Annotated in this window: 18 protein-coding genes and 2 pseudogenes; 10 read left to right on the top strand and 10 right to left on the bottom strand. The window is 68.3% G+C overall.

Annotated elements, in window-relative coordinates; translation table 11 throughout:
- The first annotated feature begins 78 nt into the window (after window positions 1-78).
- Entirely contained in the window at window positions 79-912 is an 834-nt protein-coding gene (locus R2B38_RS45710; protein ID WP_318022114.1) for an enoyl-CoA hydratase/isomerase family protein, read from the top strand.
- Between the two features lie 563 nt (window positions 913-1,475).
- On the opposite strand, the gene R2B38_RS45705 is transcribed toward R2B38_RS45710, so the two are convergent.
- Window positions 1,476-2,189 (bottom strand): SDR family oxidoreductase, encoded by a 714-nt coding sequence (locus tag R2B38_RS45705; RefSeq protein WP_318022113.1) that lies wholly within the window; start codon window positions 2,187-2,189, stop codon window positions 1,476-1,478.
- A 167-nt stretch (window positions 2,190-2,356) separates the two neighbouring features.
- Between R2B38_RS45705 and R2B38_RS45700 the strand changes: the two genes are divergently transcribed.
- Window positions 2,357-2,941 carry a TetR/AcrR family transcriptional regulator gene (locus R2B38_RS45700; protein WP_318022112.1) on the top strand — a complete coding sequence of 195 codons (585 nt, stop codon included), beginning with the start codon at window positions 2,357-2,359 and terminating at the stop codon, window positions 2,939-2,941.
- A gap of 136 nt (window positions 2,942-3,077) precedes the next feature.
- Here the strand turns inward: R2B38_RS45700 and R2B38_RS45695 are convergent, their stop codons facing one another.
- Window positions 3,078-3,335, bottom strand: coding sequence for a LysR substrate-binding domain-containing protein (locus tag R2B38_RS45695; RefSeq protein ID WP_318022111.1), 258 nt, complete (start codon window positions 3,333-3,335; stop codon window positions 3,078-3,080).
- Window positions 3,336-3,395: 60 nt separating this feature from the next.
- On the opposite strand from R2B38_RS45695, the pseudogene R2B38_RS45690 reads away from it, so the two are divergent.
- Both R2B38_RS45690 and R2B38_RS45685 read left to right on the top strand, forming a co-directional pair.
- Window positions 3,396-4,228, top strand: a pseudogene (locus R2B38_RS45690) (iron-containing alcohol dehydrogenase); the annotation flags it as partial.
- Between the two features lie 68 nt (window positions 4,229-4,296).
- Window positions 4,297-5,307: an enoyl-CoA hydratase/isomerase family protein gene (locus tag R2B38_RS45685; protein ID WP_318022110.1), complete on the top strand. Its 1,011-nt coding sequence runs from the start codon at window positions 4,297-4,299 to the stop codon at window positions 5,305-5,307.
- Between the two features lie 261 nt (window positions 5,308-5,568).
- On the opposite strand, the gene R2B38_RS45680 is transcribed toward R2B38_RS45685, so the two are convergent.
- Entirely contained in the window at window positions 5,569-6,582 is a 1,014-nt protein-coding gene (locus R2B38_RS45680) for an NADP-dependent oxidoreductase (protein WP_318022109.1), read from the bottom strand.
- A 151-nt stretch (window positions 6,583-6,733) separates the two neighbouring features.
- On the opposite strand from R2B38_RS45680, the gene R2B38_RS45675 reads away from it, so the two are divergent.
- Window positions 6,734-7,207 carry a helix-turn-helix domain-containing protein gene (locus R2B38_RS45675; RefSeq protein WP_318022108.1) on the top strand — a complete coding sequence of 158 codons (474 nt, stop codon included), beginning with the start codon at window positions 6,734-6,736 and terminating at the stop codon, window positions 7,205-7,207.
- Window positions 7,208-7,278: 71 nt separating this feature from the next.
- On the opposite strand, the gene R2B38_RS45670 is transcribed toward R2B38_RS45675, so the two are convergent.
- The gene (locus R2B38_RS45670) at window positions 7,279-7,881 is read right to left on the bottom strand and encodes a CGNR zinc finger domain-containing protein (RefSeq protein ID WP_318022107.1); all 603 of its coding nucleotides are present in this window, start codon (window positions 7,879-7,881) and stop codon (window positions 7,279-7,281) included.
- 63 nt (window positions 7,882-7,944) lie between these two features.
- On the opposite strand from R2B38_RS45670, the gene R2B38_RS45665 reads away from it, so the two are divergent.
- On the top strand, window positions 7,945-8,817 hold the full coding sequence (locus tag R2B38_RS45665; RefSeq protein WP_318022106.1) for an alpha/beta hydrolase: 873 nt from the start codon (window positions 7,945-7,947) through the stop codon (window positions 8,815-8,817).
- Window positions 8,818-9,003: 186 nt separating this feature from the next.
- Here R2B38_RS45665 and R2B38_RS45660 read toward each other — a convergent pair.
- The 4 genes and pseudogenes from R2B38_RS45660 to R2B38_RS45645 all read right to left on the bottom strand — a co-directional run.
- Window positions 9,004-9,477: pseudogene (locus R2B38_RS45660) on the bottom strand (MFS transporter); the annotation flags it as partial.
- A 28-nt stretch (window positions 9,478-9,505) separates the two neighbouring features.
- Complete coding sequence (locus R2B38_RS45655) at window positions 9,506-10,981, bottom strand: class I adenylate-forming enzyme family protein (RefSeq protein ID WP_318022105.1); 1,476 nt, start codon at window positions 10,979-10,981, stop codon at window positions 9,506-9,508.
- Window positions 10,982-11,016: 35 nt separating this feature from the next.
- Complete coding sequence (locus R2B38_RS45650; RefSeq protein ID WP_318022104.1) at window positions 11,017-11,940, bottom strand: alpha/beta hydrolase; 924 nt, start codon at window positions 11,938-11,940, stop codon at window positions 11,017-11,019.
- Between the two features lie 5 nt (window positions 11,941-11,945).
- Window positions 11,946-12,914, bottom strand: coding sequence for an enoyl-CoA hydratase/isomerase family protein (locus R2B38_RS45645; RefSeq protein ID WP_318022103.1), 969 nt, complete (start codon window positions 12,912-12,914; stop codon window positions 11,946-11,948).
- 261 nt (window positions 12,915-13,175) lie between these two features.
- On the opposite strand from R2B38_RS45645, the gene R2B38_RS45640 reads away from it, so the two are divergent.
- Complete coding sequence (locus R2B38_RS45640; protein ID WP_318022102.1) at window positions 13,176-13,859, top strand: TetR-like C-terminal domain-containing protein; 684 nt, start codon at window positions 13,176-13,178, stop codon at window positions 13,857-13,859.
- A gap of 38 nt (window positions 13,860-13,897) precedes the next feature.
- Here R2B38_RS45640 and R2B38_RS45635 read toward each other — a convergent pair whose 3' ends face one another.
- On the bottom strand, window positions 13,898-14,794 hold the full coding sequence (locus R2B38_RS45635; protein WP_318022101.1) for a short-chain dehydrogenase/reductase: 897 nt from the start codon (window positions 14,792-14,794) through the stop codon (window positions 13,898-13,900).
- Between the two features lie 107 nt (window positions 14,795-14,901).
- Between R2B38_RS45635 and R2B38_RS45630 the strand changes: the two genes are divergently transcribed.
- The 3 genes from R2B38_RS45630 to R2B38_RS45620 all read left to right on the top strand — a co-directional run bounded on the left by R2B38_RS45630 (window position 14,902) and on the right by R2B38_RS45620 (window position 17,101).
- The gene (locus R2B38_RS45630; protein WP_318022100.1) at window positions 14,902-15,399 is read left to right on the top strand and encodes a helix-turn-helix domain-containing protein; all 498 of its coding nucleotides are present in this window, start codon (window positions 14,902-14,904) and stop codon (window positions 15,397-15,399) included.
- A 107-nt stretch (window positions 15,400-15,506) separates the two neighbouring features.
- The gene (locus R2B38_RS45625; protein WP_318023067.1) at window positions 15,507-16,040 is read left to right on the top strand and encodes an SRPBCC family protein; all 534 of its coding nucleotides are present in this window, start codon (window positions 15,507-15,509) and stop codon (window positions 16,038-16,040) included.
- Window positions 16,040-17,101, top strand: a complete 1,062-nt coding sequence (locus tag R2B38_RS45620) for an LLM class flavin-dependent oxidoreductase (RefSeq protein ID WP_318022099.1) — start codon at window positions 16,040-16,042, stop codon at window positions 17,099-17,101. Before R2B38_RS45625 ends, R2B38_RS45620 begins: the two co-directional genes overlap by 1 nt.
- 65 nt (window positions 17,102-17,166) lie before the next feature.
- On the opposite strand, the gene R2B38_RS45615 is transcribed toward R2B38_RS45620, so the two are convergent.
- Entirely contained in the window at window positions 17,167-17,796 is a 630-nt protein-coding gene (locus R2B38_RS45615) for a helix-turn-helix domain-containing protein (protein ID WP_318022098.1), read from the bottom strand.
- Between the last annotated feature and the right edge of the window lie 92 nt (window positions 17,797-17,888).

Below are 17,888 nucleotides of genomic sequence, written 5' to 3'. Positions count from 1 at the left end.
TCCTGGCCCTCCTTGCGCCCCCGTCGCCATCTGTTACCCACCACCCATCTGTTACCCACCACCCATCTGGAGCCAGCCATGAGCGAGCAGCAGAGCACCATCCAGTACGAGCGCACCTCACCGCAGATCGCGAAGATCACCTTCGCCAACCCGCCTGTCAACCTCATCGCCGGCGAGACAGTCCTGCGCCTCATCGAGATCGTCCAGGAACTGGCCACCGACCCGGACATCCAGGTCGTGGTGTTCGACAGCGCAACCCCCGACTTCTTCTACAACCACTTCGACCTGGCCGCCGCCGCCGACTTCCCCGCCTCCGAGGACCCGGACGCGGTGCCGGCCTGGACGAATCTGGTCCTGGAACTCTCCAAAGCGCCGTACATCACCATCGCGGCCATCCGGGGACGCACCCGCGGCGGCGGCAACGAGCTCGCCCTCGCCCTCGATCTGCGCTACGCCAGCCGTGAGAAGGCGATCTTCGGACAGCCCGAGGTCGGCAGCGGACTGCTGCCCGGCGGTGGCGGCAGCGAACGCCTGCCCCGGGCCATCGGACGCGACCGCGCCCTGGAAGCCATCCTCACCAGCGACGACTACGACGCCGACACCGCCGAGCGTTGGGGCTGGGTCACCCGCGCCCTCCCCGACAGCGAACTCGACGCCTTCGTCGGCACCGTCGCCGCCCGGCTCGCCTCCTTCGACCGCACCTCACTCGCCTCGGCCAAAGCCCAGATCAACCGGGCATCCCTGCCCCCGGACGCGGACCTGGTCGCTGCGTACGGCGAGTTCGCCCACTCTCTCACCCTCCCCGGTTTCCTCGCCCGGGCCGCAGGCACGCAGGCCGTCGTCGAACAGGCCGGCATCGACTTCGAGTACCGCCTCGGGCACTACATCGGCCTCGCCAACCAGCAACGCTGACACCCGGCAGGAAGCGAGGACGGACGCAGCCGATGCCGCGTCCGTCCTCGTTTGCCGCGGGGCCCACCTGATTTCCGATGTCTTCGGCACTGTGGTCGACTGCGCACCAGCATCGCGGGTGAATTCGAACGCGACGGCGCCCTCTCTGGCCACGGACCGATTGGCCAGGACTCACGACCCAGTGGCGCAGCCTGTACCCGCCGACACTGCTGCGAGTGGTGGCGGGGGAAGTGCCCCGGCGGTCGCTGGACGAACTACACCGGATGATGCGCGGACGAGTGCGTGCCGAGCATGGCCTGACCAAGGCTTCACCGACACCGACCGGGCCGAACTCGCGGGGTGCCTGGCACCGCCTGAGCCCGTGGCCCGACAGTCGCGATGGTCTGTCACCACGGTGGCGCCCCGCTGCTGATCGGGCTGCTGCCGGATCGACCGCCGATGTCATCCACCGCTCGACGGCCGCGACGGTGCACCCCTTCTCGACAACGGCCGGCCAACTGTTCGAACGTCATGGATCACGGAGTCCCGACGTGAAGAGATCGCATCGGGACCGAAGAACAAGCTCAGGCGTCCGTGCTGCCCAGGTCCGGGTAAAGCGCCTCGACCGGGCCGCTCAGAGCCGCCTTGACCCCCTTGGTCAACTCGTCGGCCAGGACCTCGTACTCGCCGGCCTCGACGGCGTCGTAGACCGTCGTCACCAGCTGCGTCGGCAGCATCTTGGGTCCGTCGGCGTGCGCGGCCATATCGGTGTCGACGTAGCCCATGTGCACACCCGTCACGTGGACGCCCATGGGTGCGAACTCGATGCGCAGCGAGTTGGTGGCCGACCACAGTGCGGCCTTGGACGCGCTGTAGGCGCCGCCGAAGGCGTACCAGCTGGCAACGGAGTGCACGTCGATGAGGATTGACCCCTTCTTGGCGGCGAGGATCGGTGCGAAGGCGCGGGCGAGGAAGACCGGTCCGAAGAAGTTCGTCTCCATGTTCGCCCGGATGTCCGCCTCGGTGACGTCCAGCAGGCTCGCGCTCGGCGGGATGGCGCCCGCGTTGTTGACGAGCACGGTGACATCCGCCGCGGCGGCGACTGCCGCGTCGATCGACGCGGGGTCGGTCACGTCAAGGGTCAGGGGGACGATGCGTTCGTCGTCCCAGGCGCGGGGGGTACGGGCGGTGGCGTAGACCTTGGCGGCGCCGCGGGCCAGGGCCTCGTTGACGAAGTGGGTGCCGATACCGCCATTGGCGCCGGTGACGAGGACGACTGCTCCATCGAGGGAGGGCATGGGTTCCTGCTTTCCGAGGGGGATGTGAATTACGTGGCTGCGCACGGGTGGAGCAACGACCCGTCGCCCCGCGATGGGAGAATGAACGGAGCCACATTCGAGCCCACATGGTATTGAGTACAATCATAACTGATTTCAGTCAGAATCTATTCCTGGAGGACGCGGCCATGCCTGTCGGACGGCGCGAGCGCAACAAGCAGGAGAAGTTCGACCGCATCGTCGCTGCTGCCAGTGAGTTGTTCGCCGAACACGGCGTCGATGAGGTCACGACCCAGCAGATCGCCGACAAGGCCGACATTGGCACCGGGACCCTGTTCCTTTACGCCAAGACCAAGGGCGAACTCCTCCTGCTGGTGCAGAACGCCAAGTACGCCGAAGCACTCGAGCGGGGCCGGGCGGACGCCGAGGCCGTCCCGGGCGTGCTGGACGCGGTGATGGCGATCGTGCGGCCGATCGTGGAGTGCAATCGCACCCAGATCGACAACGGACGCACTTACCTGCGAGAGATGGTCTTCGGCGACCCCGAGGAGCCCCGGCACGGCGCGGCACTCGCCATCGTCGCGCAGACCGAGGAGGCCATGGCCGCCGTGCTGCGCCGGGACGAGCGGGTCACGGAGGGCGACGCCGCGACGCTGGCACACATCGTGTCCGCCGTGATGTTCCTCAGCATGGCGGTGAGCGTGAACATCGCCTTGAGCGTCGAGGAGATCCTGCAGGACATCCGCAGGCAGGTCGACGTCCTGCTGCCTTGAAGCAGGGCCGCCTCCGTCCCAGGCGATCATCAGGATGGTTTTCGGCTACGCCATGGCTCTGATCCTGACCGCCGCGACCAGGCGGCGGCTGTGGTTCGATCGGCGGGATTCCTCCGCACCTGCATCTCGCCGGCGTTTACTCCGGAAGCAGTTCATCGGCCCGTTCGGCGACCTCTTGCCGTAGCGCGGCCCACAGGGCGCGCACGGCGGCGTGTGTCACCGCTTCCCGGCGGACGGCCAGGGTGATGGGGAGCCGGATGTCGATCTCGTCGGGGAGCAGTCGGCGCAGTTTCGTCCGCTGGGTCAGGAAGGCCGGCAGGACGCCGATGCCGGCTCCCTGCCGGGTGGCTTCGAGCTGGGCGAAGACGTTCGTCGAGGAGAACGCCGGGGTCATGCCGGGAAGGTGGCGTTCGATGTCGAGGTCGCCGACCTGCAGCATCGACCCCTCGGTCTGCTGGGCGTCCAGGGCGGCCGGATGCGGGACTACAAGGCCCCGCACACCAGCCTCGGCCCGGCGCTTCCGGTGATCGCGGTCCCGACCACCGCGGGCAGCGGCTCGGAGGCCACCCAGTTCACCATCATCACCGACAGCGCGACGGACGAGAAGATGCTCTGCCCAGGGCCGGCGTTCCTGCCGGTCGCCGCCGTCGTCGACTTCGAGCTGACCCTGTCGATGCCCGCTCGGCTGACCGCCGACACCGGTGTCGACGCGCTCACCCATGCCGTCGAGGCGTACGTGAGCCGCAAGGCCAACCCGTTCTCCGACGGCCTCGCCTTGAACGCGATCCGGACCATCGGCCGGCACCTGCGCCGCGTCTACGCCGACGGGGGAGACTCCGAGGCCCGCGAGGCGATGATGCTCGCCGCGACTCAGGCCGGCATCGCCTTCTCCAACTCCAGCGTGGCGCTCGTGCACGGCATGAGCCGTCCGATCGGCGCCCACTTCCACGTCGCCCACGGTCTGTCGAACGCGATGCTCTTCCCCGCGGTGACCGCGTTCTCCGTGCCCGCCGCCGAGAGCCGATACGCCGACTGCGCCCGCGCACTCGGAGCCGCCACCGACGGCGACATCTTGGCCGCCGACAAGCTCGTGGAGGCGCTCCGAGCCCTGTGCCAGGATCTTGAGGTGCCCACCCCCCCCAAGCCCACGGCATCGACAAGGACGAGTGGTTCCGCCTGTCGCCCCTCATGGCCGAGCAGGCGCTCGCGTCCGGGTCCCCCGCCAACAACCCCGTCGTGCCCACCGTGGACGAGATCCAGGATCTCTACGCGCAGATCTACGCCTGACATCCGGCGAGTGAGGAACCGTGATGGCCACGACAGCCAGGTCCACGCGGACTGCGAGATGACAAGCCATGACTGATACCGCTGAGGTCGAGGTTCTCATCGATGTGCACCGAGGCGTGGGCCGGATCCTGCTGAACCGGCCCAAGGCGCTCAACGCTCTGACGACCAGCATGGTCGGCGCCATCGACAGCGCACTCGCCGCATGGGAGCACACCCGCCTGTCCGCTGTGGTGCTCGCCAGCACCAGCACGAAGGCGTTCTGCGCGGGCGGAGACATCCGCACGATCCGCGAGCACAGCCTCGCCGGGGATGCCGCGGCCAGTGAAGGGTTCTTCGCCTCCGAATACCGGCTCAACGCCCGGATCGCCGAGTATCCCGTCCCGATCGTGTCGCTCGTCGACGGCCTCTGTATGGGTGGCGGTCTGGGGCTGTCCGTCCATGGCGGCTTCCGCGTCGTCACCGAGAGCGCGGTGCTGGCGATGCCCGAGACCGGGATCGGATTCTTCCCGGACGTCGGAGCCAGCTACTTCCTGCCGAGGCTGCCCGGCTCGATCGGCATGTACCTGGGACTGACCGGGCACCGCCTCGACGCGGCTGATGCCCTGTACACGGGGCTGGCCACACACTTCGTCCCCAGCGACCGGCTCGCCGCAGTCGCGGACGCTTTGGCCGACAGCCCCGGTGACCCGGTGGACGTCGTCCTGAACCGTCTCGCCGACCGTTCCCCGGTGACGGAGAGCAGGCTGGCGGACGTGCGCGGTGACGTGGACTGGGCGTTCGGTGCGCCGACCCTCGGCGAGATCGAGAAACGCCTGCACCACCTCGACACCCCCTGGGCCGCAGAAGCGCTGGCCGCCCTGGATGCGGCCTCGCCGCAGAGCCTGGAGATCACTCACGCCTTGCTCGGGCGGGGCAGGCAGTCCACGTTGCGCGAATGCCTCGCCATCGAACTCGCTCTCGCCCGCACGACCATCCGCACGCCGGACTTCCTGGAGGGCGTCCGTGCGGCCCTGGTCGACAAGGACCGCAGTCCCCACTGGCAACGTGCGTCGTACGGCGGAGGGACGCTGCAGTCCTGAGTAATTCCGCGGGGTCGGGAGGGACGCGGAGCCGTCCATGGCGCCGGTGCGTGGTCGATGCAAGGCTGTCAGGCCCTGTCCGTCATGAGCGTCGATGACCGCGAGCCGTAAGGGATTTCGCCTGGCGCGGTGAAATCCTCCGTCTCTCCGCCTCGGCGGGCTCGCATGGGCGCGGTGGTTCGGAGTCGTGACCCAGCCTGACGCGCAACGGGTGCGAGGTATCGACCACGGCTCGGGGCGGCGTAGCGGCCCGGCCTGATCTCAGTCGCCGTCGGGCACCATCGAGACCACGACCTTGCCGGCCTTGGTGCGGCCCTGCTCGACGTACGCCATCGCCTCGGGCGTCTGGTCGAACGGGAAGGTTCTGTCGACGACCGGGCGGAGCTTCCCGCTGTCGTAGAGGGCGCTGAGCTTGCGCAACTGGGAGCCGTCGGCCTGCATGAAGAAGAACTGGTAGCGCACGCCCAGCGCCTTGGCCTGCTTGCGGACCTTGCGGCTGAGCGTGTTCATCACCAGGCCCATGAACGAGGGGGCGCCGAGCTGCTCGGCGAACCCGGCGTCCGGCGGGCCGACGACACCGATGGCCAGACCGCCGGGCTTCAGCACCGTCAGGGACTTCTCGAGGTTCGCCCCACCCAGGGAGTCCAGCACCAGGTCGTAGCCGGACAGCACGTTCGAGAAGTCTTCCTTGGTGTAGTCGACGACGATGTCGGCGCCGAGGCTCCTGACCAGCTTCTCCGTGTCGGTGCTCGCGGTCGTGGCGACGGTGGCACCGAGGTGCTTGGCGAGCTGGATGACCGTGGAGCCGAGGCCACCGGCACCGGCGTGGATGAGTACCTTCTGCCCCGGCTTCACGTGGGCCCGGTCTACGAGGATCTGCCAGGCGGCCAGGGCCACCAGGGGCACCGCGGCCGCCTCGTCGAAGGTGAGTGAGGCCGGCTTGGGCGAGACGTCGTCCTGGTCGATCGCGATGAACTCCGCGAAGCCGCCGATCCGCAGGTCGCGCGGACGGGCGTAGACCTCGTCGCCGACCTTGAAGCCGCGCACGGCGGAACCGACCCGGGTCACGACGCCGGACACGTCGTGGCCGAGCACGAACGGGCGCTTGTACTTCAGGAGTTGCTTGAACTCTCCGTTGCGGACCATCTTGTCCAGCGGGTTGATGCTGGCGGCGCTCACTTTGACCAGGACGTCGCGGTCCCCGACGGTGGGCTCGGGTACCTGTGAGGCGCGGGCGCCGTCCTTGCCGTACTTCGCGACGACGAATGCCTTCATGTCGGCCGCCTTTCTGCGAGGCCCCGCTTCGCGTGCGCGGCCAGGTTGATGTGCCACTTGTGACGCTACTCGCTGGGTATAGGAAAGTAAACTTAGGTGAGGTTAGTATCACCCCATGGATGTGTGGACCGAAGCTCTTCAGGAAGCCGGCATGGACGCCCGACTCGACCGGGACATGTCGAACTGCTCGATCGCCCGGACCCTCGAGGTCGTGGGGGAGAAGTGGACGATCCTGATCCTGCGCGAGGTCTGGTACGGCTCGTCCCGCTTCGGCGACTTCGAACGTGTCCTCGGCTGTCCCCGCAATCTTCTCGCTGCCCGGCTTCGGATGCTGGTCGAGGAAGGGATCCTGGCCACCGAGACCTACAAGGAGCCGGGTGCGCGGAGTCGGCCGAAGTACGTGATCACTCCGAAGGGCATGGATCTCGTGCCGGCCGTGATGGGGCTCCTGCAGTGGGGCGACCGGTATCGCGCCGATCCGGAGGGGCCGGCCGTGCTGACGCGGCACCGTGGGTGCGGCGCGCACGTCAACGTCCACGTCCGCTGCGAACAAGGCCACTCCGTGCGGGAGGAAGACATCGAGAGCGTTCCTGGGCCCGCTTTTCGCATGAAGGCCGCCGAGTGACCTGAACGCGGTTGCGTCGGGCGACCGGCGCGACGTCGCCGGCTGTGGACGAGGGTGCCGGGTGGAGGGCCTCAGCCTCTCGGGGTGTGCTCGCTCCGTCTGGCCCGGGCCTGGTGGAGGCGGACCTTGGTGCGGTTGCCGCAGCGCGCCATGGAGCACCAGCGGCGGTTGTGGGCAGGGGAGCGGTCCAAGAAGCGCAGGGCGCAGGTGTCCGCGCCGCAGACGCGTACGCGCCGGATCTCGGCGGACAGAAGTAGATCGACGGCATCCTGAGCGACGAGCGCCAAGGCGACCGCGGGGTCGGTGGCCAGGTCCGTGGTGCCGGCAGGCTCCAGGCGCCCGTCCGTGATGGCGATCTGCAGGGCGGGGCGCGGGGCCTGCGCTGCTGATCGGTTGAGCGCCATGATGTCGTCGGCTGTGGGCAGCCGGCCGTCTGCGACCGCCAGTACGGCCCGGTCGATTGTCTCGCGCAGTTGGCGGCCCGACGCCAGGGCGGCAGCGGCGGAGCGCGGAGGGTCCGGTGCGAGCAGCCCGGCTTCTTGAAGCCAGAGGACCAGGTCGCCCGAACTCTGCAGTGTCTCCGTCGGCGGTGTCCGCCAACGGTTGCGCAGGGTGTTGACGAGGTCCAGGCAGACCCGCCCGCCGTCCCAGATCCATATGCCGTCCGTTGCCACGTCTCTATTCTGCACGTTAGCGTAACCCTCTAAGAGGGTTAGTACGTGCTAGGAGGCGGATCCATGGGACAGCCGACAGTGGCGACCGGAGTGAGTCAGGTGGACGGGGTCCGTCTGCACTACCTCCGCGCGGGATCCGGCCCTCTGCTCGTCCTGCTCCACGGCTGGCCGCAGACCTCCGACTGCTGGCGGCCGGTGCTGGCGGATCTCGCTGCCGACCACACCGTCGTGGCACCCGACCTGCGCGGCTACGGCCTGAGCGACAAACCCACCGCCGGCTACGACAAACGGCGGATGGCCGCCGACATCGCCGGCCTCGTCGAAGTGCTCGGCTTCGAGAAGGCCGCCGTCGTGGGGCACGACCGCGGCGCGCGGGTGGGGCACCGCTGGGCGCTGGACCGCCCGGAGCAGGTGGAACGGCTGGCCGTGCTCGACATCGTGCCCACCCGGGAGATGTTTCGCCGCCTGGACGCCTCGCTTGCCTCCGGGTACTGGCACTGGCTGTTTCAGATGCAGCCCGATCTGCCCGAGCGGCTGGTGGGGCATGACGTACGGGGGTATCTCGAGTACTTCTTCGAGCGGTGGACCTACAACCGCCACGGACTGACACCCGATGCAGTCGACGGGTACGTCCGCGCCTTCTCCCGTCCGGGTGCCATGCGCGCGAGTTTCGACGATTACCGGGCCATGGAGCAGGACATCGCGCTGGACGACATCGACGCCTCTGCGGGGCGCCGCCTCGCCATGCCGGTGCTGGCGTTGTGGGGTGCCGCGGGGCTGCCGGCCCGCTTGCCGACGCTGGAGATCTGGCGCGACTACGCGGATGACGTCACGGGTGCCGAGATCCCGGAATGCGGTCACTTCATCCCGGAAGAACAGCCGGAGGCGCTGCTGGCGCACTTGCGCCCGTTCCTGGCCGGAGAGAGGAACCGCTGACGGCGTCGCGGTGACGGACATTGCGTCCCTCCGGAGGGTGCGCACCGGCCGCATGGGCAAGTCGTCGGAGGGGCTTCGGCCACGGTGCGATGCCCCCGCGTGCGGCGAATGAGCTTGAAGCGTGAAGGACGGGAGCGCCGAGGGGTGGCCCGGCTGCAACAGGCTGGGCCACCCCCGGAGTGGAGCTCAGATTGCGACCGATGCGCCGGCCGGTGCGTCTTCCGTGGCAAGGCAGGCAGCTGGGCCGTCAGCCCCGTGCCGCCAGGGCAGGAGAGCCAAGGCCGCCGCCAGGCCGACCGCACCGGCACCGATCCAGAGCGCCGGCACCAGCCCGTCCACGAACAGTGAGGCTGATTCGTAGCCGCCCTGCGCGGAGAACACCCCCGCCGGCGATGCGACGCCTATGGCACCGTCGACCTCGCGGATCGCGTTGTTGGCACCGGAGGGTATGCCCCGCTCCTCCGGGCGGACCGTGCGCATGACGAGGTTCGCGCTGGGAGCTAAGAACATACCCATGCCGATTCCGCAGACGATCAGCGCCGGCAGAAGCGAGGTGTACGACACCTGCGGCTCGACGGCCGGCGCCCAGAGCCCCAGGCCCACCGTGTTCAGGGCCATGCCGACTGTGACAACGGGAGCGCCGCCGATGCGGTCGGACAGGTGCGGCCCATAACCTCGACTGTGCTGATCAGGACCCTGAAAGGACGGCAGTGTGGCCTGCCCGCAAGGAGCCTTTGTCGATCTTGCCGACCGCGTTCTTCGGGATGGCTTCCACCACGACGTATGAGGCCGGGCGCTTGAAGCCGGTCAGGCTGCGCGCGCAAAGCGCTTCGAGCGCCGCGGGGTCGATGGTCGAACCAGGCCGGGGCTGAACGTAGGCGACCACCACCTCGCCCCACTTCTCGTCGGGTACGCCGATCACTGCGGCATCGAGGACTGACGGGTCGCTCGCGAGCACGTCCTCGATCTCCTTGGGGTAGATGTTCTCCCCACCACGGATGATCATGTCTTTCGAGCGTCCGACCAGGGTCAGATAGCCCTCGGCGTCGAGGTGGCCCACGTCGCCCGTGTGCAACCAGCCGTCGACGACGACCCGGGCCGTGTCGTCCGGACGGCCGAGATAGCCGCGCATGATGTTGGGGCCCCTCAGGACGACCTCCCCGTCCGTGCCCGGCGCCGCCTCGGTACCGTCGGCGTCGAGGATCCGGATCTCCTGGCCGGGGAAGGGAAGCCCCACGGTTCCCGCGCGACGGGGTCCCGCAACGGGGTTGATGGTGGAGCCGCAGGTTCCTTCGGAGAGCCCGTACCCCTCGACGAGGGGAAACCCGTACCGGGCCTCGAACCGGGTCAGCAACTCGGCGGAGGCAGGTGCGGCGCCGCAGACCGCGAACCTCACCGACGATGTGTCGGGCCGAACGTCGTCGGGGAGTGCCGCGAGCATGCTGTAGATCGTCGGGACGGCGCTGAAGAAGGTGGGGCGCTCCTGTTCGACGAGGTCGAAGAAGCGGTGGGGGTCGAACCGGCGGCCCGCGATGACGACACTGGCGCCGGCAAGAAGCGGCGTCAGGATGCTCACCACGATGCCGTTCACGTGGAAGAGCGGCAGGATCAGCAGGCAGCGGTCGCTCGGCCCCAGCTCGAGAGCCTGGCGTCCCATCTCCACCATGGCGTCGATGTTGGCGTGGTCGAGCATCACGCCCTTGGGTACCCCGGTCGTGCCGCTGGTGTAGATGAGGAGAGCCAGCGCGGACGAGTCCGGACGCGGTGCCTGATCCCACTCCGGCGCCTGATGTTCGCGCAGTTCACCGACGGTGAGTGTGGTCAGGCCTGCCGTGGTTTCCGAACCGTCCTCGACCACGAGCAGGCGCGCACCGGAGTCCTTGAGCTGCCGGACCACTTCGACATCGGTCATGCTCGGGTTGACCGGCGTGACGGTGGCGCCGAGCCGCCAGGCGGCGAACAGCAGAAGGACGAACTCGACGCGGTTCGTCAGCTTGAGGGCGACGACGTCACCGGGACCGATTCCGAGATCGTGGAGCTGGCGCGCCGTCCGGAGGACGCCGCTCAGCAGTTGGGCGTTGGTGAAGGACTGCCGCCCGTCCGAGACCGCGGCCCCCTGGGGGTCGACCTCGGCTCGGCGATCGGGCAGAGAAGCGAAATTCATGGCGTGCATACCTGTCTCGGTGTGATGCGATCCGGTCAAGTCGTCGATGCGGCGGGTGCCGGGTCCAGCTGGCGGGCGAGGAACTCGATCTGGTCGCGGACCAGTTCCTCGAACGTCTCGCCTGTGTAGAAGTCGAAGTGACCGGCGTCGTACCGCTTGATCTCTCCCTGGGGCGCGGTGCGCGCGTACCGCAGGGTCTGGGCGGGAGGTGTGACCGAGTCGGTGTTGCTGACGCAGAAGAGGATCGGCATGGCGACCTTCTTCGCGGCCCGCCCGGGCCGGTAGCCGGCGATGGTCGGGATCACGCGTGCCGCGACCTCGTTGCGGAACGTCTTCCCGGGTGGCTGCAGCGCCTGGTATCCGGGGAGGGCGTCCGGAGCGTTCATGAGGGCCGGCGAACCGGGGGCGGCGGCGATCGGCACCATCGCGGGCGCCTTGCCGCGCACTCTGGCCGTCAGATCCCGGGCGAGCACCGGAGTCATTCTGAGCGAGGCGAGCGGGCCGAGCGCGAGCGCGGAGGCGAGGCCGTCGGTGAACGGGCACTGGGCCACGGCCGCGCGCAGTTCCGGATGTCGAGAGGCCACCGTGATGGCGTGGCCGCCGCCGAAGGAACTGCCCCACACCGCGACGCGTGCGCGGTCGACGTCATGGCGTGTCCTGACGTAGGCGAGGGCGGAGTCCCAGTCGGCCAGCTGACGCCTGATCGACAGGAGCTGGCGAGGGTGGCCGCCGCTGTCCCCGAAGTGTCGGTACGTGAAGGCCAGGGAGGCGATGCCGGCCTGCGCGAAACGCTCGGCGAAGGCGTCCAGGCGCATCTCGCGGGTCGCACCCAGGCCGTGTCCGAGAACGACGACGGGCGGGGAGACGACACCTGTGGGCAGGTAGAGCCAGCCGGCGCAGGTACTGTCGCCGGAGGGGAAGGTGACGTTGTGCCGGATGAAGGGCTGCGGAGCGGTCATGTCGGTCACCGTCCATTCGCCGGGCGGCGCCCGGGCACGCTGCCCGAGGCGAGCGCCTGCGCGTACGTGTCCGGGCTGTAGAGCGGGAGCTCGCCGGTGGCCTCTGTCGTGTCCTGGTAGTCGAGCATCAGTTCCTGCCCCTCCTTGGACATGACTCTGGCGAAGAACTCGGCGCGTTCGACGTGCAGACCGTCCTCCAGCGACATCGAGCCGCCGAAGTACACCGACCGCTTGGCGGCCTCGACCGACCCCTTCGGCCGCTTGCCGAAGCGTTCTGCGAGTTCGATGGCCTGTGCGACCACCTTGTCCTGCGGAACGACCTGGTCGACCGCCCCGTTGGCGAGAGCCTCCGCAGGCGTGAAGGGCCTGCCTTCGAGGATCGCGGCCAAGGAACGGTGGGTGCCGATCAGGCGGGTCAGCCGTTGGGTGCCGCCTCCGCCCGGGATGATGCCGAGGAGGATTTCCGGCTGGCCGATGAAGAAGTCCCCGTCGGCCATGACCCGCAGATCGCATGCCCAGGCGAACTCCGCGCCGAGGCCGAGAGCCGAACCGTTGAGGGCGGCGACGAAGAGGACACCGCTGCGGTTCATCCGGAGGAAGGTCGTGTGCAGGTGCTCCAGTTGGAGGGCACCTCGCATCGGAGTCTTGCGCATCAAGGTGCCCAGGAGACGAGATCGGTCCACGTGCTTTGCCATGCGCACGACGGCGGCGGCTCCACGGCGGCCGACCGTAGGGCTGGCTGCGCCCTCTTCTTGAAGCCATCGGACCGCGGCATGGCTGACGAACCGTTCGGGATGCGCCCCGGTGAACACGACGGCACGAATGTTCGGATCGCGGTCGGCCCGGTCCACCAGTTTGTCCAGCTGGGTGGAGATGTCGAGGCCGAACTCCTGGTGTGGGCCGCCGTCGACCCGGACGATCAGGACGGCTCCCCGGACCTCGATCTCGAGATGGCCCTTGTCTTTGTACGGCATGAAGTCTGCTCCCGTGCTGAGTTCATGGAGGGGTGGGAAAGTGCGTGGGGACAGTTGCGGCCGCGTGTGGCAGTGATGAGGTCGGGATCGCCCCGGGGGTTGTGTCCGCGCAGGCGGCATGAGACTGGGCAGCGCGCGACAACGTGTCCAGAGACGTACGCCGCGTCCGTGACGACATGTCGCCCACTATGTGTAACATTGCCGTGAAGAGTTAGATAACCAAGTTATTTTGAATGTGTCAACGGTGGAAGCAGGCGAGACATGGCAGGGCGGGCGAGGGTCGAAGACGCGCAGGAGCGACTTGTCCAGGCGGCCATCGGTCTGCTGGCCGAGCGGGGGCCGTCGGCCATCAAGGCGCGCACGGTGGCTTCCGCGAGCGGACTGTCGACCATGGTGGTCTACAGCCACTTCGGCGGGATCCCTGAGCTGATGAGCGCCGTTGCCGACCATGGGTTCAAGGAACTCGGTAGAGCTTTTGCCCAGGTGCCGATGACTGAGGATCCGATCGCGGAACTCTTCGCCATGGCCTTGACGTGTCGCCGAATGGCCCACGAGAACCCTCACCTCTACGACCTGATGTTCGGCCTGTCCACTCGCGCGACATACCGGCCGCTGTCGGACACGGACCTTCGCCTGAGCGGGCATTCACCGGGATTTCGAGAAGCCCACGCCCATGTCGCCGCGGCGTGCGAACGGTTCGTGCGCTCCGGCAGGGGCCGGCAGCAGCGACCCGAGGCCGTAGCCGCTCAGCTGTGGAGCTTTGTACACGGCTACATCACCCTTGAACTGGCCGAGCACTTCGTCGAGTTCGACGACGCGGTGGCGCAGGTGCTTCTACCGATGGGTGTGAACTTCTCTGTCGGCCTGGGTGACAGGCGTGAACGTGCCGAGGCCTCGCACGAGGCCGGCGCGCGCTTGTACGACTCCATCGTCCAAGGCCTGTGAGAAGGGGGGCGGCCGGGTGCCGCCCCTTGCGCTCCACGCTAGGGCGACCTGGTCTCCACGGTGGGGCTGTTGGTATTCGGCGTGAGTTGGTCATGCCTCCCCAATGCCTCGACCTCCCGTTCCAGGGACGGAACCGCGCGGGAGGCGAAACGCCGAGCCCAGGGCCAGGTCAGCGGCGAGTTCAGTGCCCCCTTGGCCCAGTTGGCCACGGCGACGGCGCGGGGGACGTACACGCGGCTGCGTCGGCGCACGAGCCCGTCGACGATCGCAGCGGCAGCCCGGTCGGCGCTGGTGGTGACATTGCCCGGATAGGGCAGCCGTCGGCGCAGCCCCTGGAACGAGGGGAGGTCTGCCTCGGCCCCTCGGACAAGGTCCGTGTCGATCCAGGAGGGGTGCACAAGGCCGACCGTGACCCCGAGGTGTGCCACCTCCTGGCGGTAGGTCAGGGCGAGCAACTCGACCGCGGCCTTGCTCGCGCCGTACGAGGCCATCGCGGCCAGCGGCATGAAGGAGAGCGCGGACGCCACGACCAGTACATGGCCCCGGCTGCGCTCCAGATGGGGCGTCGCGTACTTGAGGGTGCGGAACACCCCGTTCACATTGACGTCCAGGACCCGTTCGAACGACGCATCATCTGTCTGCCGCACCGTTCCGTACGCCACGACGCCGGCATTGGCGAGGACGAGGTCGACGCCACCCATGACCTCCGCGGCCCCATCGATCGCTGACCGGAGGGCGGCACCGTCACGCACATCGGCCTCACACCATGAGGCGGCGGGGCCCAGATCATCGGCGAGGTCGCGCAGTCGATCGGACTCCAGGCCGATCAGGGCCACACGAGCCCCTCGGGCGGCGGCCAGGCGGGCCACCTTCTCGCCGATCCCACGTGCCGCTCCGGTGACAACCAGCTTTCTGCCCAGCAAGTCACGTTTCATGGCGGCAACATAACTTCGTTATTTTCGGAACACAAGGCATCGCGCGCAGGTTCCGCACTTGCTGTACCTGCTGGGTCTCATGACTGGACGAACCTATGCTGGCTGTCATGAGGCGGACATCCTTTGCTCAGTGGCCCTGCTCGATCGCGCGGACCATGGACCTGCTCGGGGACTGGTGGACGCCGTTGGTGCTGCGCGAGGCGTTCTACGGGATCCGGCGGTTCGACGCGTTCCACGAGTCGCTGGGGATCGCACGCAACACGCTCACGGACCGGCTGCGCCGGCTGGTGGAGGAAGGGCTGCTGGAGAAGCGGCCGTACCGGGCGGAGCCGGTTCGCTACGACTACGTGCTCACCGAGAAGGGGCGCGACTTCTACGGCGTGCTGCTGGTGATGAATCGCTGGGGGGACCGTTGGCTGGCTGGTGAAGCGGGCCCGCCGGTCGCCATGCATCACGAGGTGTGCGGGGAGGACACCCATGCCGAGGTGGTGTGCGCCGCCTGCGGTGAGCCGATGACCGCGGACAACACCCGCACTCGGATGGGCCCTGGCTATCCGCCGCACCTGGCCGAGCGGCCGGATGTGAAGGAGCGTTTCGCGGGCTGACTCAGTGGTTCCGCAGATCCGCACTTACCCTTGACAGGTAAGTCTATCTACGCAACTTTACAGGTCACAAGCTCATGTGGATGTCTTTGGCGGGAGGCTGCGGGATCATGGAGTGGACGGGCGCGCGCTATGCGGACAAGCCGACGGTCGAGGTCCATACCTGGATCGCCGCCCCACCGGCAGAGGTGTGGGCGCTGGTGTCCGACATCGAGCTGATGCCGCGCCTGAGTCCCGAGCTGCAATCGGTCGAGTGGCTGGACGGCGGAGGCGCCCCTGCCCTGGGAGCCCGGTTCATCGGCCGGAGCAGTCATGAGTCCTTGGGGGAGTGGGCCACCACGTCCCACATCGTCGAGTGTGAGCCGTCGAGGAGGCTCGCTTGGGCGGTGGAGGACCCGTTGAACCCGACAGCGATCTGGCGGTTCTTGTTGGAGCCGCAGGACGGCGGCACTCTGCTGCGGGAATGGATGCAGATGGGGCCCGCTCGCTCGGGTCTCTCCTTCGCCATCGACCGTATGCCGGAGAAGGAGCAGAAGATCGTCTTCGTGCGCATGCGGGAGTTCGAGGCCAACATGATCGCCACTGTCGAGGGGATCAAGAAGCTGGCTGAGGGTGCCGGGGCCTCTGGCGAGGCGACTCTCTGATGCGCACCTCTACCACGATCGAAGCCTCCGGCGCCGATTGGCAGGAGATCGTCGACTACGTCACCGAGGCGGAGAAGCTCGGTCTGGACATCTGCTGGGTGGCGGAGGCGTGGGGCTCCGAGGCGCCCTCGCCGCTGGGCTACCTCGCCGCGAGGACCGAGCGCATGCTGCTCGGATCGGGAATCATCCAGCTCGGCACCCGCACGCCGATGGCCATCGCCCGCGCCGCGATCACGCTGTCCCGGATTTCCGACGGGCGCTTCCTTCTCGGACTCGGACCCTCCGGGCCGCAGGTGATCGAAGGGCTGCACGGAGTGCCCTTCGACCGTCCGCTGTCACGGATGCGAGAGACCGTCGAGATCGTGCGGCGGGCCGCGTCGGGGGAGAAAGTCGCCTACTCCGGGCGGGAGTTCCAGATCCCCCTGCCGGGCGGGGATGCCAAGCCCATGCGGCTGTCGATGCGCGCCGAGTACGACATCCCGGTCTACCTGGCGACCCTCTCCCCGAAGATGCTGCACCTGACCGGTGAGATCGCGGACGGCTGGCTGGGCACCAGTTTCGTACCCGAGGGCGCCAAGGAGGCGTACTTCGACCACCTGGACCAGGGCCTGGCTGCCGCTGGTCGCAGCCGCTCGGACCTGGACATCTGCCAGGGCGCCGAGGTCGGCTTCGCCGAAGACGAGGACGCGCTGCGCGTAATGGTCGCCGGGCGCAAGAAGGAGCTTGCCTTCAGCCTCGGCGGTATGGGCTCGGCAACCACGAACTTCTACAACAACGCCTACAGCCGCCAGGGTTGGGCCGAGATGGCGGCCGAGGTCCGGACACGTTGGCAGGCGGGGGACCGGGACGGCGCGACCGGCCTGGTCACCGACGAGATGGTGCTGGCGACCACGCTGATCGGAACCGAGGACATGGTGCGCGAGCGGCTGCGCGTGTGGCGCGACACCGGTGTCGACACCGTTCGCTTCTATCCCGCCGGCGAGACCCTCGCGGCCCGACTCGCGACCTTGGGCCGGGCCATCGATCTGGTCCGCGACATCGAGGACGAGGCGGCACAGTAGGGACGGGCTATGCCGGCCAACGAGGGCAGCTCAGTGACGGCGCCGTCGACGGGGTCCCGGTCAGGTCAACCGCGGGCGCTGATGTCGTCGGCGGCCAGGCCCGACATCAGCAGGGTGATCGCGCGGAACGTCCTGGCCAGGGCATCTTCCCGATCCGCCGCGGCGGCGATGATCTGGTTGCCCTCGCACAGGCCTGCCAAGAGCAGCCGGGCGACGGTGGCGACGGGCACATCCGGTTGCAGGTCGCCGCGTTCGGCCAAAACGGTCAGGAGCCGTTCGATCGGCGGTTGGGCGACGGTTTCGTTGATGTGCCGGTACTGCTCGCCCAGGACCGCGGGTGCCTGAGCCATCAGCTCACGGTGCAGGGGGTCGTCGATGGTCCGCCGCAGGAAGACGTGCGTGAGGTCGGCCACCGCGGTCATGGCAGGCTCGTCCGGCGTGGCCCGGACCGCCTCGGACGTCGCGTCTCCCAGAGCCCCGACCTGCTGAATGAGCTCCGTGTACAGCTCGGCGAACATCGCCTTCTTGTCCGGGAAGTGGTGATAGAAGGTGCCCTTGCTCACCAGCGCCGCCCCGGTGATGGCCTCGACCGACGTGCCCGCGAAGCCGTTGTCGACGAACAGTTTGCGCGCGGTCGCCACCAGGTCCGCCCGGGTCTGCTCCGCGTACATCTGGCGTCGGTTTGGCCCTCTCATGTGTGCCATCGTATATTCAATGACCCGAAGTCAGTGAATGACTCACGGTCGGTCGATGGTCGTCATGACAATGCCCTCCGGGAAGGCAGGCG

The sequence above is a fragment of the Streptomyces sp. N50 genome, assembly GCF_033335955.1.
Classification (GTDB): Bacteria; Actinomycetota; Actinomycetes; order Streptomycetales; family Streptomycetaceae; genus Streptomyces.
Note: the sequence above shows the minus strand (reverse complement) of the source record. Positions and strands in the feature narration are given on the sequence as shown.